Below are 12,208 nucleotides of genomic sequence, written 5' to 3'. Positions count from 1 at the left end.
AGCCGAAAGCCGCGAACGTCAAGCGGGTGGTGAGCGGCCCTCCCTCCCCGTGACGGGGAGGGAGGTGCCAAAATCAGGCCGCGGCCTTCTGCTTCCCGGCGAAGTTTCCGTAGAAGGTTTCGCCCTTGGCGGCCATGTCGCGCAGCAGCTGCGGGACCTTGAAGCGGTCGCCGTAGCGGTCGGCGTAATCGTCCGCCTGGGCCACAAAGGCCTTGAGGCCCGTCTGGTCGATCATGGTGATCGGGCCGCCGGTCCAGGGCGCGAAGCCCCAGGCCAGGATGGCGCCGACATCGGCCTCGCGCGGGTCGTCGATGACGCCCTCTTCCCAGCAACGCGCGACCTCGACGGCCTGGCGATACAGCAGGCGCTGCTTCTGGTCCTCGACCAGCTCCGGCGTGGAGTCGTTGATCTTCACCGGTGCCAGGCCGGCCAGACCGGCCCAGATCTTCTTGGGCTTCTGGTCGTAGTCATAGAAGCCCATGCCGTTCTTGCGGCCGTAGCGGCCGAGCTCCTCGACCATCTTCTGGACGATGTGGGAGCCGGGCAGGGGCTGGTATTTGTCGCCGAGGTCGAGCGCCGTCTGTTTGGCGATCTTGACCGACAGGTCGAGGGCCACGTCGTCGTGCATTTCCAGCGGGCCACGGGGCATGCCGGTCATGCGGCCGATGTTGTCGATCAGGGCGGGGGCATAGCCCTCTTCCAGCATGGCCATGCCTTCGGCCACATAGGTGCCGAAGCAGCGCGAGGTGTAGAAGCCGCGGCCGTCGTTGACGACGATCGGGGTCTTCTTGATCTTCATGATGTAGTCCAGCGACTTCGCGATCGCCGCCTCGCCGGTCTTCTCGCCGAGAATGACCTCGACCAGCATCATCTTGTCGACGGGCGAGAAGAAGTGGATGCCGATGAAGTCCTCGGGCCGGACGGACGCTTCGGCCAGGCCGGTGATCGGCAGGGTCGAGGTGTTGGAGCCGAACACGGCACCCGGGGCCAGCTGGGCCTCGGCGCGCTTCGTCACATCGGCCTTGATCTCGCGGTTCTCGAACACGGCCTCGATGACCAGGTCCGAGCCCTTGATCAGGTCGTAGTCGGTCGTCGCGGTGACCGAGCCGAGCAGGGCGTCAAACTTCTCCTGCGTGATCTGGCCGCGCGAGAGGCGCTTCTTCAGCAGGTCGGCGACGTGGGCCTTGCCCTTGTCGGCGTCCTCCTGGGTGCGGTCGATCAGGATGGTCTCGATGCCGGCCAGCGCCTGCACATAGGCGATACCCGCGCCCATCATGCCGGCACCGATGACGGTGACCTTCTTCGGATCCGACTTCGGCACGCCCGCCGGGCGGACAGCGCCCTTGTCGAGCTCCTGCTTGGACAGGAACAGCGAGCGGATCATGGCCTGGGCCTGCGGCGTCATCAGGGTCTTGATGAAGTAGCGGGTCTCGATGCGCAGGGCCGCGTCCATCGGGACCTGGATGCCTTCGTAGACGGCCTTCATCAGGTTCAGAACGGCCGGATAGTTGCCGTAGGACTGCTTGCGCAGCATGGCGTTGCCGACGAGGAAGCTCTGGATGCCGGCCGGGTGGTAGGGGCCGCCGCCGGGCTGTTTGAAGCCCTTGTCGTCCCACGGCTGCACGGCCTTGCCGCCGCCCTTGATCCAGGCCTTCGCGGCCTCGACTTCCGAGCCCCGGGCCACGACCTCATGGACCACACCCGCGCCCTTGGCATCCTTCGGACGCCAGGACGAGCCGGCGCTCATCGCCGTCATCGCCGCCTGCACGCCGATCAGGCGGGTCAGCCGCTGGGTGCCGCCGCCGCCGGGGAACAGGCCGACCTTGATCTCGGGCAGGCCGAGCTGGATCTTCGAGTCGTCGGCGACGACGCGGTAGTGGCAGGCCAGCGTCAGCTCGAGACCGCCGCCGAGGGCCAGGCCGTTGATCGCGGCCGCCACCGGCTTGCCGCAGGTCTCCAGCGCCCGCAGGGCACCGTTCAGCTTCCAGCCCGCATCATAGGCGTCCTGCAGCGAACCGCCGGCCAGCATGCCGCCGGCCATGTCGCCGAGGTCGGCACCGGCGCAGAAGCCGCTCGCCTTGCCCGAGGTCAGGACCGCGCCCTTGATGGCGTCGTCGGTCTTTACCCGTTCGACCCACTGCGGGATCTCGGCCATGACGCCGGAGGTCAGGGTGTTCATCGACCGTCCGGGGACGTCGAAGGTGATCAGGGCGATGCCGTCGGCGTCGACGTCGATCTTGAAGTTTTCCATGGTCAAAATCCTCAGACGCGTTCGATGACGGTGGCGGTGCCCATGCCGCCGCCGATGCACAGGGTGATCAGGGCGGTCGACTTGTCGGAGCGCTCCAGCTCGTCGAGCGCGATGCCGGTGATCATGGCGCCGGTGGCGCCCAGCGGGTGGCCCATGGAGATGCCGCCGCCGTTCACGTTCATCTTGTCGTGCGGGATGTCGAGCGCCTGCATGTAGCGGAGCACCACGGCGGCGAAGGCTTCGTTCAGCTCCCAGACGTCGATGTCGGCGGTGGTCATGCCGAGTTTGGCGAGCAGCTTCTTCGTCACGAACTCGGGGCCGGTCAGCATGATCGAGGGCTCGGAGCCGATCGAGGCGGCACCGACGATGCGGGCGCGGGGCTTGAGGCCGAGGGCCTGGCCGGCTTCAAGGGTGCCGATCAGGACGCCGGCGGAGCCGTCGACGATGCCCGAGGAGTTGCCGGGGGTGTGGACGTGATTGACGCGCTCGACCTCGGGGTAGCGCTGGTTGATCACGGCGTCGAAGGCCATTTCGCCCATCATGGCGAAGGACGGGTTCAGGCCGCCCAGCGACTGCATGTCGGTGTTGGGGCGTATGGTCTCGTCGCGGTCCAGCTGGACCAGGCCGAGCTGGTTCTTCACGGCGATGACCGATTTCGAGAACCGGCCGTCGGCCCAGGCGGCGGCGGCGCGCTTGTGGCTTTCCATGGAGTAGGCGTCGACGTCATCGCGGCTGAAGCCGTATTTCGTGGCGATCATGTCGGCCGAGACGCCCTGGGGCACGAAATAGGTCGGGAAGGCGCTGGACGGATCGACGGGCCAGGCACCGCCGTCCGAGCCCATCGGCACCCGGCTCATGGCCTCGACGCCGCCGCCGACGGCGAAATCGGCCTCGCCGGATTTCACCTTGGCCGCGGCCATGTTCACCGCCTCGAGGCCGGAGGCGCAGAAGCGGTTGATCTGGACGCCGGCCACGGTCTGGGCCCAGCCGGCCGAGAGGACGGCGGTGCGGGCGATGTCCGCGCCCTGTTCGCCCACCGGCGACACGCAGCCGAGGATGACGTCATCGACTTTCGAGGTGTCGAGGTCGTTGCGGTCGCGCAGCGCCTCCAGAACCTGGGTGGCGAGGCTGAGGCCGGTGATCTCGTGAAGGGAGCCGTCCTTCTTGCCCTTGCCGCGCGGGGTGCGGACCGCGTCGTAGATATAGGCTTCGGCCATGGGTGTGCGTCTCACATTTGAGCGCCCTACGCTCGCCACGCAGTGGCTCGCGGCTTGAGGGCGAGTGCGGAATCGAAACTTGCGGGCCACAAACCCTACGTTTACGTCAACGTCAAGTATTTCGTCGCGAAGAAGCAACCGGATCGGGCGGTTTGAGGGAACAGTCCGGCTGCGGGTACGCTATTGAGCGCGCTCCCAAGGAGGCTTAATGCGCCGTTCCCTCTTGCTCGCCGCCCTGGCCGGTCTGACCGTCGCCAGCGCGGCCTGCGCGACCGACTTTCCGATGCCGGCCGGTCCGCTCCAGGCGGGCCCGCCGAGGGTGGAGCCCGCGCCGCGTCAGGCCCAGCCGATCGTACCGATTCCGCTGGCGCAGGACTCACGGCCATCCAGTGCCGTCGAGGCCCGGCTGCTCGCCGCTCACAACGTGGAGCGCGCGCGGGTCGGGACACCGGCCCTCACATGGGACGACTCCCTTGCGGCGGAGGCCGATGCTTGGGCGCGGCAACTGCTGGCCAGTGGGCGGTTCGAGCACGATCTCAGCGGTCACGGACACGGCGAGAATCTGTGGACCGGCTGGGGCGGCCGCTCCTGGACGCCTGAGGAAATGGTCGGCGAGTGGACGGCCGAGAAACGGGACTACGTCCGCGGCGTCTTTCCGAATGTCAGCCGGACCGGCGACTGGACCGCCGTCGGCCACTACACCCAGATGGTCTGGCGCGGCACGACCCATGTCGGCTGCGCCATTGCCACACGCGGCGACCGGTCGGTGCTGGCCTGCCGCTATTCGCCGCCCGGTAATGTCGATGGGCGCCGGGCGTTCTGACCAAGCCTAGCCGACGTAGCCGGCCTGCATCAGTTCGGCGATGTGGACGATGGCGACGGGCCGCCCGTCCTCGACCACCAGCAGGGTGGCGATCCGGTTTTGGGTCATCAGGTCGACGGCGTCGCTCATGCGCGCATCCGGGGCGATGACCTTGGGCGAAGGGCTCATGACCTCGGCGGCGGTCAGGCCGTTGAGGTCGCGGGAGAAGGCCCGGCGCACGTCGCCGTCGGTGACGATCCCGGCCAGACGTCCGTCGCCGTCCAGCACGGCGACGGCACCCTTCCGGCCTTCCGTGATCGCGGAAACAACCTCGGCGAAGGTCGCGGTCAGGGGAACGGTCGCCGGAGCGGGCGGACGGTCGCCCATCCAGTCGCGCACACTCTGCAGGCTCATGCCCAGCTTGCCGCCCGGATGATGTAGTCCGAACGCCTCGGCGGTGAAGCCGCGGCGGTCCATCAGCACCATGGCCAGGGCGTCGCCGAGGGCGAGGGTCATCAGGGTCGAGGTCGTGGGGGCCAGTCCGTTCGGGCAGGCCTCGGCGACCTGCGGCATGGTCAGGCAGACGGCGGATGAGCGACCGAGGAAGCTGCCCGGGCGCTGGGTCAGGCCGATCACCGGAATGCCCTCGCGCTGGCAGTAGATCAGCGGATCGCGCAATTCGCGGCTCTCGCCCGAGTTGGAGATGGCCAGCAGGGTGACGTCCTTGCGCAGCATGCCGAGGTCGCCGTGGCTCATCTCGGCCGGGTGGACGAAGAAGGCGTTGGTGCCCGTGGAAGCGAGGGTGGCGGCGATCTTCCCGCCGATATGGCCCGACTTGCCCATGCCGGTGACGACCAGATAGCCGGGGCGGGACAGGATGATGTCGCAGGCGCGGGCGATACTGTCGTCGAGGCCGGACTCCAGCGCCTGAAGCGCGGCGATGTTCAGCTGGATCACCTCCCGGGCCCGCGCGGTCATGGCGGCGGGATCGGCGGAGAGGGCGGGTGCGGCGGCGTCGGTCATGCTGCGGAATTGGCCCATCCCGCGCGGTTTCACAATCGTCAGCCTGCCCTGGCCGAATGCTGCGATGCGAGAAAAGTGAGGTCGGGGGTCAACCTTTGCCGCACGGGTGCGTTGGAACAGCCATGCGGACCTCAAACCTGAACACCGACCGCGCGCCCGCGCCGGCCGGGGCGCTGTCGCATTTGCCGCCACCGCCCGCCCGCCTGCAGCGGCCCGCCCTGTTCCTCGACATGGACGGCGTGCTCGCGCCGCTGGCCGCCACGCCGGATGCGGTCGTGCCCGATCCGCGCCGCACGGCGGTGCTGCGCCGGCTGGCCGAGCGGCTGGACGGCCGGGTCGCCATACTCAGTGGCCGGACGATCGCCGAGATCGACCGGATCGCCGAGCGCGCTGCCGCTCCCGCCTCCGGGGTGCACGGACTGGAGCGCCGGCGCGCGGATGGCTCGCTGGACCATGCGCCAGCGGCGGCCGGCGTCCGCGACGCGGTCGCGGCCTTCGAGCGGTTCGCGAGCCTGCGTCCCGGCATGATCGTCGAGGACAAGGCCGTGTCGGCGGGCCTTCATTTTCGGGGGGCTCCGACCGAGGCCGCCGCCGCCGAGGCCCTCGCCCGTTCGCTGGCCGCCGAGACCGGACTGGCGCTGCAGGCCGGCAACCAGGTGGTGGAGTTGAAGACGCCCGGAACGGACAAGGGAACGGCGCTGAAAGCCTTCATGGCCGAGCCGCCCTTCGCCGGCGCCATTCCCGTCATGCTGGGCGACGACCTGACCGATGAGGACGGTTTCCGGGCCGCCGCCGGTCTCGGCGGCTTCGGCGTGCTGGTCGGTCCGCCGCGTCCGACCGCCGCGACCTTCGCCCTGCCCGATGTGGACGCTGTGCTCGACTGGCTTGATGCCATGGAGCCGCAACCGTGACCCCGAACCTCGACCTCGCCCCCATCGGCAACTGTTCGATCAGCGCCCTGATCGACCGGGACGGTCGCTACGTCTGGGCCTGCGCCCCGAGGGTGGACGGCGACCCGGTCTTCTCGGCCCTGATGGACGGGTCCGACCCCGACCACGGCTTCTGGGACATCGAACTGGAGGGGCTGGCGACGGTCGAGCAGGCCTATATCCGCAATACGCCCGTGCTCCGGACCGTTCTGACGGCGAAGGATGGCGCATCGGTCGAAGTGATCGATTTCGCCCCGCGCCATCCGAAACACAGCCGCACCTATCGTCCACTCGCCTTCGGCCGGATCGTCCGGCCTCTCAGTGGTTCGCCGCGCATCCGGATGCGCCTGCGTCCCTCCGCCGACTGGGGTGCCCGGCGGGCGGAGGCGACGAACGGCTCGAACCACATCCGCTATCTGTGCACGGACGTGACCTTCCGGCTGACGACCGACTGCCCCGTATCCCACATATTGAAGGAGCGGACCTTCCGGCTGGAGCGGCCGCAGGCCTTCTTCTTCGGGCCTGACGAGGGCTACGACCAGGATGTCGGGCCGGGCGTTTCGGCGGCTCTCGACCGCACCGTCGCCTACTGGCAGGACTGGGTCCGCACCCTCTACCTGCCGCTGGACTGGCAGGAGGCGGTGATCCGCGCGGCCATCACGCTCAAGCTCTGCGCCTATGAGGAGACGGGCGCGATCGTCGCGGCCATGACCACCTCGGTGCCCGAGTTTCCGGAGAGCGGGCGGAACTGGGACTATCGCTACTGCTGGATCCGCGACGCCTACTATGTGGTGCGGGCCCTGAACCGGCTCGGCGCCGTCGACCTGCTGGAAAACTACCTCGGCTATCTGCGCAACCTCGTCGACGCCTCCGCCGGCGGTCACGTCCAGCCGGTCTATGGCGTCGGGCTTGAAGAGAACATCGACGAACGGATCACTGAAACCGTCGCCGGCTATCGCGGCATGAAGCCGGTGCGCATCGGCAACCAGGCGGGCGAACACCTGCAGCACGATGTCTATGGCCAGATCGTCCTGCCGCTGGTGCAGGCCTTCTATGACCAGCGCCTGCTGCGGCCCGGTACGATCGAGGACTTCCATGCCCTCGAGAAGGTCGGCGATCGCGCCTTCGCCATGCACGACCAGGTCGACGCGGGCCTGTGGGAATTCCGCACCATTGCCCGGGTGCATACCTATTCCTCGGTGATGTGCTGGGCGGCCTGCGACCGCCTCGCCAAGGCGGCCGGCCACATGGGCCTGTCCGGGCGGGCGGTGTTCTGGACCGACCGGGCGGCCATCATCCGGGAGCGGATCGAACGCGAGGCCTTCCTGCCCGACGAGGGCCGCTTCGCCGCCAGCTTCGGCAATCGGGAGCTGGACGCTTCCCTGCTGCAGATGACGGACCTCGGCTTCCTTGACGCCCGCGATCCGCGGCAGGTCGCGACGTTCGATGCCATCGAACGGGACCTGAAGAAGGGCCCCTATCTGTTCCGGTATGTCGAGCCGGACGACTTCGGCGAGCCGGAGACGGCGTTCAACTTCTGCACCTTCTGGTTCATCGAGGCCCTGCACCAGAACGGCCGCGACGCCGAGGCGCGTGAAATCTTCGAGGAGATGCTCAGCCGGCGGACGCATGCGGGCCTGTTGTCGGAAGATCTTTCCCTGGAGGACAAGGAGCTCTGGGGCAACTATCCGCAAACCTACTCCCTGGTCGGCATCATCAACTGCGCCGTCCTGCTCAGCCGTTCCTGGACGGATGCGCGATGAGCCGCCTGATCGTCGTATCCAACCGTGTATCCGCGCCGAAGGACCCCGCGGCCGGCTCGGCCGGTGGTCTGGCCATGGCGCTGTCGGCTGCCCTGCGGAAATACGACGGCCTGTGGTTCGGCTGGTCCGGGGAGACGGTCGGGCATTTCACGGGGGAGGCCAAGTTCGAGGATCGGGCCGGGGTCACCGTCGCCCTCGTCGATCTGGAGGCCCAGGACGTCGACGAATACTACAACGGCTATGCCAACAAGACGCTGTGGCCGCTGTTCCACCACCGGGTCGACCTGACCGCCTATGAGCGGTCCTATGGCGAGGGATATGAGCGGACCAATGCCCGGTTCGCCGAGGTGCTGGCGCCGCTGATCCAGGCGGACGACATCATCTGGATCCATGACTACCACATGATCCCCATGGCCCGGGATCTGCGCCGGCTGGGTGTGAAGAACCGCATCGGCTTCTTCCTGCATACGCCCTGGCCGGTGCGACAGCTGCTCGTGACCCTGCCGCATCACCGCCGGCTGGTGGAGGCGATGTTCGACTATGACCTGATCGGCTTCCAGACGCGGGAATGGCTGGACCTGTTCCGCGACTATGTGGCGTCCGAGCCGAGCGTGAACGGCAGACTGCTGCCGAACGACGCGCTCGAGGCCTTCGGCAAGTCCGTTGAGACCGGCGTCTTCCCGATCGGCATAGACGTCGAGGGCTTCATCGCGGCGCGGAACTCGCCGCTCGGCAACCGGACCTATGACCGGATGGCCGCCTCGGCGGCGTTCCGGACCCTGATGGTCGGCGTCGACCGGCTGGACTATTCCAAGGGACTGGAGGAACGGCTGCTCGGCTATGAGCAGTTCCTCGAGACCCATCCGGACATGCGGTCCGAGGTCCTGCTGCTGCAGGTCACGCCCATCTCCCGCGATGAGGTCGACAGCTATCAGGACATCCGGGGGCGGCTGGATGCGCTCGCGGGGCGCATCAACGGCGCCTATGCCGAGATGGACTGGCAGCCGATCCGCTACCTGAACCGCACCTACCGCCGCGACCAGCTGGCGGGCATCTATCGCGCCGCGCGGGTCGGGCTGGTGACGCCGCTGCGCGACGGCATGAACCTGGTGGCCAAGGAATATGTCGCGGCCCAGAACCCGGACGATCCCGGTGTGCTGGTGCTGTCGCGCTTCGCCGGGGCCGCCGAGCAGATGGGCGAGGCACTGCTGGTCAATCCGTTCAGCCGCGAGGAACTGTCCGACGCCATTCAGCGCGCCCTGACCATGCCGCTGGAAGAGCGGAAGCGGAAATGGGCCTGTCTGATGCAGGTGGTGCGCGACACGGACGTCGGCATCTGGCGTGACGACTTCGTCTCGATGCTGCGAGCCGTTGAGCGGCCTGGAGACGGGACCAGCGACGCCGCTCCCGTCCGCGCGGCCTAGGCACCCTGCGGTTCGGTCAGTTCACCGTCCTTCGCGGTCGCCGCGGCATTGGCCGGCCTGTCCATGATCCGCGCCAGATAGGAGTCCAGCAGGGGACTGTCCGGCGAGTATTCGCGGCCCCAGGACAGGGCGCTGCCGACCATCACATCGACTGCGGTGAACCGCTCGCCCATGAGATATGGGCCCCGCTCCAGGGCACCGAACAGGCGGGCGATGACGGCGTCGTAACGGGCCTGGACCAGAGGATCTGCGTTGGTCTGGCCGGTGATCTTGCCCCAGTAGGCCGGCTCCATCTCGCCCGCCGTCCAGGCCAGCCAGGTGACATAGGCGGCGCGTTCAGGCGATCCGACCGATGCGCCCAACCCGGCTTCGGGAAACAGGTCTGTCAAATACAGGGCCACCGCCGCCGACTCGGTCACCAGTGCGTCCTTGTGAGCAAGGGCAGGGACCTTGCCGTCGGGATGCGGGTTTGCGGCATCGCGCGCGCCTGTGCCCGTCAGGTTGCGGAAGATGTCGACGTAGCGAAGGTCATAGTCGACGCCGATCTCCTCCAGCAGCCAGACGATGCGGCTCGAACGCGACCGGGGCGCGTGGAAGAGGGTCAGCATGGCAGTCTCCTTCAGGGTCGCGCTGCCGCCCGGCGCATGGCGCCTCGCTGCCTGAGCGCGCCGGCGACCCTTTGCCGCCGACCGGGATTGACTACTGCCACCCTGCTGCCAGCATGCTGTCAGCAGTCGTCATCGAGAGTGGGCCAGTGAGACGCGCGGACCGCCTTTTCCAGATCATCCAGGTGCTGCGCCGGTCGTCGAAACCGGTCACGGCCGATGCCATGGCGGTCGAGCTGGAGACGTCGAAACGTTCCATCTACCGCGACGTCGCCACCCTCATGGCCCAGCGGGTGCCGATCCGGGGGGAGGCGGGGATCGGCTATGTGCTGGACGGCGGCTTCGACATGCCGCCGCTGATGCTCACCTCGGACGAGGTCGAGGCGGCGGTGCTGGGCGCGCAATGGGTGGCCGGACGCGGCGATCCGGCCCTCGCCCGCGCCGCCCGCGACCTGATCGCCAAGATCGCGGCCACGGTGCCGGAAAAGCTGCGGCCCGTGCTGCTTGAGCCCGCGGTCGCCAGCGCCCCGGCGTGGGGGCACGAGGTCGAGACGCTGGACATGTCCAGGGTCCGCGCCTGGATCCACGCGGGGCGCAAGCTGCGGCTGCACTATGCGGACGAGCAGGGGAACGAGACCCTGCGGGTCATCTGGCCGTGTCTGGTCGGTTATCGCGAGACCAAGCGGCTGCTGGTCGGCTGGTGCGAAAGCCGCGACGACTTCCGCACCTTCCGCGCCGACCGCGTGGTCGACGCCGAGTTTCTGGACGACCGGTATCCCGGGCGACCCGCCGTCCTGCGGGCCCGTTGGTATGCCAGGGTTGAAGCCGAACGGGCCGCCTGGGAGGCGGCGGGCCGGCCGATGCCTCAGTAGATTTCGAACAGGCCCGCCGCGCCGCTGAAACCGCGCAGCGGTTTCAGCCCTTCCCGGTGATGGGCGCGGCTGACTGCCTCAGTAGATTTCGAACAGGCCCGCCGCGCCCATGCCACCGCCGATGCACATGGTGACCACGCCGTATTTGGCACCGCGCCGCTTGCCTTCGATCAGGACGTGGCCGGTCATCCGGGCACCCGACATGCCGTAGGGGTGGCCGATGGAGATCGCGCCGCCCGAGACGTTGAGCCGGTCTTCGGGAATGCCCAGCCGGTCGCGGCAGTAGAGCACCTGCACGGCGAAGGCCTCGTTCAGCTCCCAGATGCCGATGTCGTCGATGGTCAGGCCGTGGCGCTTGAGCAGTTTGGGCACGGCGAAGACCGGGCCGATTCCCATCTCGTCCGGCTCGCAGCCGACCACCGCCATGCCGCGATAGGCGCCGAGCGGCTGAAGCCCGTGCCGCACCGCTTCACCGGCCTCCATGATGACGCTGGCCGAGGCCCCGTCCGAAAGCTGGCTGGCGTTGCCGGCGGTGATGAACTGGCCCTGTTCGATCGTCTCGCCGGAGCCGAAGACCGGTTTCAGGGAATTCAGACCTTCGAGCGTGGTGTCCGCGCGATTGCCCTCGTCCTTCGACAGGGTGACCTCTTTCCGGGAGGTCTCGCCCGTGGCCTTGTCCATCACCAGCATGGTGGTGGTCATGGGCGCGATCTCGGCATCGAGCCGGCCATCGGCCTGGGCCTGGGCGGTGCGCTGCTGGGAGCGGAGCGCGTATTCGTCCTGGACGTCGCGACTGATGCCGTAGCGGCGGGAGACGATCTCGGCGGTTTCCAGCATCGACATATAGATGTGCGGCGCCAGCTTCAGCAGGTCCTCGTCCCTGGCGCGGTGGAAGTTCATGTTCTGGTTCTGGACCAGGGAGATGGACTCCAGCCCGCCGCCGACGACGACCTTCTGCTGGTCGAAGATCACCTGCTTCGCCGCCGTGGCGATGGCCATCAGGCCCGAGGCGCACTGGCGGTCCAGGCTCATGCCCGCCGTTGTGACCGGGAGGCCGGCGGCAAGCGCCGCCTGCCGTGCCACATTGGTCCCGGTCGAGCCCTGCTGCAGGGCCGCGCCCATGACCACATCCTCGACCTCGGCCGGATCGATGCCGGCGCGGGCGACGGCATGGCGGATGGCGTGACCGCCCAGCTGCTGGGCCTGGGTGTCGTTGAACGCCCCGCGATAGGCCCGGCCGATCGGGGTCCGGGCCGTCGAAACAATCACCGCTTCACGCATGGGAGTTCTCCATCTCTTGGAACTGGGGTTTAGCCGCCTGC

The 12,208-nt window shown here is 68.3% G+C and carries 10 protein-coding genes; 5 read left to right on the top strand and 5 right to left on the bottom strand.

Annotated elements, in window-relative coordinates:
• Nucleotides 1–73: 73 nt before the first annotated feature.
• Nucleotides 74–2,251: a 3-hydroxyacyl-CoA dehydrogenase NAD-binding domain-containing protein gene (locus tag KB221_14640; protein WIY69292.1), complete on the bottom strand. Its 2,178-nt coding sequence runs from the start codon at nt 2,249–2,251 to the stop codon at nt 74–76.
• An 11-nt stretch (nt 2,252–2,262) separates the two neighbouring features.
• Nucleotides 2,263–3,468 carry an acetyl-CoA C-acetyltransferase gene (locus KB221_14635; GenBank protein WIY69291.1) on the bottom strand — a complete coding sequence of 402 codons (1,206 nt, stop codon included), beginning with the start codon at nt 3,466–3,468 and terminating at the stop codon, nt 2,263–2,265.
• Between the two features lie 208 nt (nt 3,469–3,676).
• Here KB221_14635 and KB221_14630 point away from each other — a divergent pair, with 208 nt between their 5' ends.
• Nucleotides 3,677–4,291 carry a CAP domain-containing protein gene (locus KB221_14630; GenBank protein WIY69290.1) on the top strand — a complete coding sequence of 205 codons (615 nt, stop codon included), beginning with the start codon at nt 3,677–3,679 and terminating at the stop codon, nt 4,289–4,291.
• 6 nt (nt 4,292–4,297) lie between these two features.
• Here KB221_14630 and KB221_14625 read toward each other — a convergent pair whose 3' ends face one another.
• On the bottom strand, nt 4,298–5,293 hold the full coding sequence (locus KB221_14625; GenBank protein ID WIY69289.1) for a KpsF/GutQ family sugar-phosphate isomerase: 996 nt from the start codon (nt 5,291–5,293) through the stop codon (nt 4,298–4,300).
• A gap of 122 nt (nt 5,294–5,415) precedes the next feature.
• Between KB221_14625 and otsB the strand changes: the two genes are divergently transcribed.
• Genes otsB through KB221_14610 form a run of 3 tightly spaced genes read left to right on the top strand, consistent with a single transcriptional unit; the run spans nt 5,416 to nt 9,409 of the window.
• On the top strand, nt 5,416–6,204 hold the full coding sequence (otsB, locus tag KB221_14620; GenBank protein WIY69288.1) for a trehalose-phosphatase: 789 nt from the start codon (nt 5,416–5,418) through the stop codon (nt 6,202–6,204).
• Nucleotides 6,201–7,985, top strand: coding sequence for a glycoside hydrolase family 15 protein (locus KB221_14615; GenBank protein WIY69287.1), 1,785 nt, complete (start codon nt 6,201–6,203; stop codon nt 7,983–7,985). Before otsB ends, KB221_14615 begins: the two co-directional genes overlap by 4 nt.
• The gene (locus KB221_14610) at nt 7,982–9,409 is read left to right on the top strand and encodes a trehalose-6-phosphate synthase (protein ID WIY69286.1); all 1,428 of its coding nucleotides are present in this window, start codon (nt 7,982–7,984) and stop codon (nt 9,407–9,409) included. The genes KB221_14615 and KB221_14610 overlap by 4 nt, the downstream gene beginning before the upstream one ends.
• On the opposite strand, the gene KB221_14605 is transcribed toward KB221_14610, so the two are convergent.
• A complete protein-coding gene (locus KB221_14605; protein ID WIY69285.1) occupies nt 9,406–10,017 on the bottom strand; it encodes a glutathione S-transferase family protein in 612 nt (203 codons plus the stop codon). The two genes, KB221_14610 and KB221_14605, sit on opposite strands and share 4 nt — an antisense overlap.
• Nucleotides 10,018–10,163: 146 nt before the next feature.
• On the opposite strand from KB221_14605, the gene KB221_14600 reads away from it, so the two are divergent.
• Nucleotides 10,164–10,886: a YafY family protein gene (locus KB221_14600; protein WIY69284.1), complete on the top strand. Its 723-nt coding sequence runs from the start codon at nt 10,164–10,166 to the stop codon at nt 10,884–10,886.
• Between the two features lie 78 nt (nt 10,887–10,964).
• Here the strand turns inward: KB221_14600 and KB221_14595 are convergent, their stop codons facing one another.
• Nucleotides 10,965–12,167: an acetyl-CoA C-acyltransferase gene (locus KB221_14595; GenBank protein WIY69283.1), complete on the bottom strand. Its 1,203-nt coding sequence runs from the start codon at nt 12,165–12,167 to the stop codon at nt 10,965–10,967.
• Nucleotides 12,168–12,208 lie beyond the last annotated feature (41 nt).

Source organism: Aquidulcibacter paucihalophilus, from assembly GCA_030285985.1.
Classification (GTDB): Bacteria; Pseudomonadota; Alphaproteobacteria; order Caulobacterales; family Caulobacteraceae; genus Brevundimonas.
This window is presented reverse-complemented; position numbering and strand designations above follow the sequence as displayed.

Excerpts from the sequence above, each read along its gene's own strand:
- KB221_14605 (WIY69285.1), bottom strand. The coding sequence starts at position 10,017 with ATGCTGACCCTCTTCCACGCGCCCCGGTCGCGTTCGAGCCGCATCGTC.
- KB221_14640 (WIY69292.1), bottom strand. The coding sequence starts at position 2,251 with ATGGAAAACTTCAAGATCGACGTCGACGCCGACGGCATCGCCCTGATC.
- KB221_14595 (WIY69283.1), bottom strand. The coding sequence starts at position 12,167 with ATGCGTGAAGCGGTGATTGTTTCGACGGCCCGGACCCCGATCGGCCGG.
- KB221_14635 (WIY69291.1), bottom strand. The coding sequence starts at position 3,468 with ATGGCCGAAGCCTATATCTACGACGCGGTCCGCACCCCGCGCGGCAAG.
- KB221_14625 (WIY69289.1), bottom strand. The coding sequence starts at position 5,293 with ATGACCGACGCCGCCGCACCCGCCCTCTCCGCCGATCCCGCCGCCATG.
- KB221_14630 (WIY69290.1), top strand. The coding sequence starts at position 3,677 with ATGCGCCGTTCCCTCTTGCTCGCCGCCCTGGCCGGTCTGACCGTCGCC.
- KB221_14610 (WIY69286.1), top strand. The coding sequence starts at position 7,982 with ATGAGCCGCCTGATCGTCGTATCCAACCGTGTATCCGCGCCGAAGGAC.
- otsB (WIY69288.1), top strand. The coding sequence starts at position 5,416 with ATGCGGACCTCAAACCTGAACACCGACCGCGCGCCCGCGCCGGCCGGG.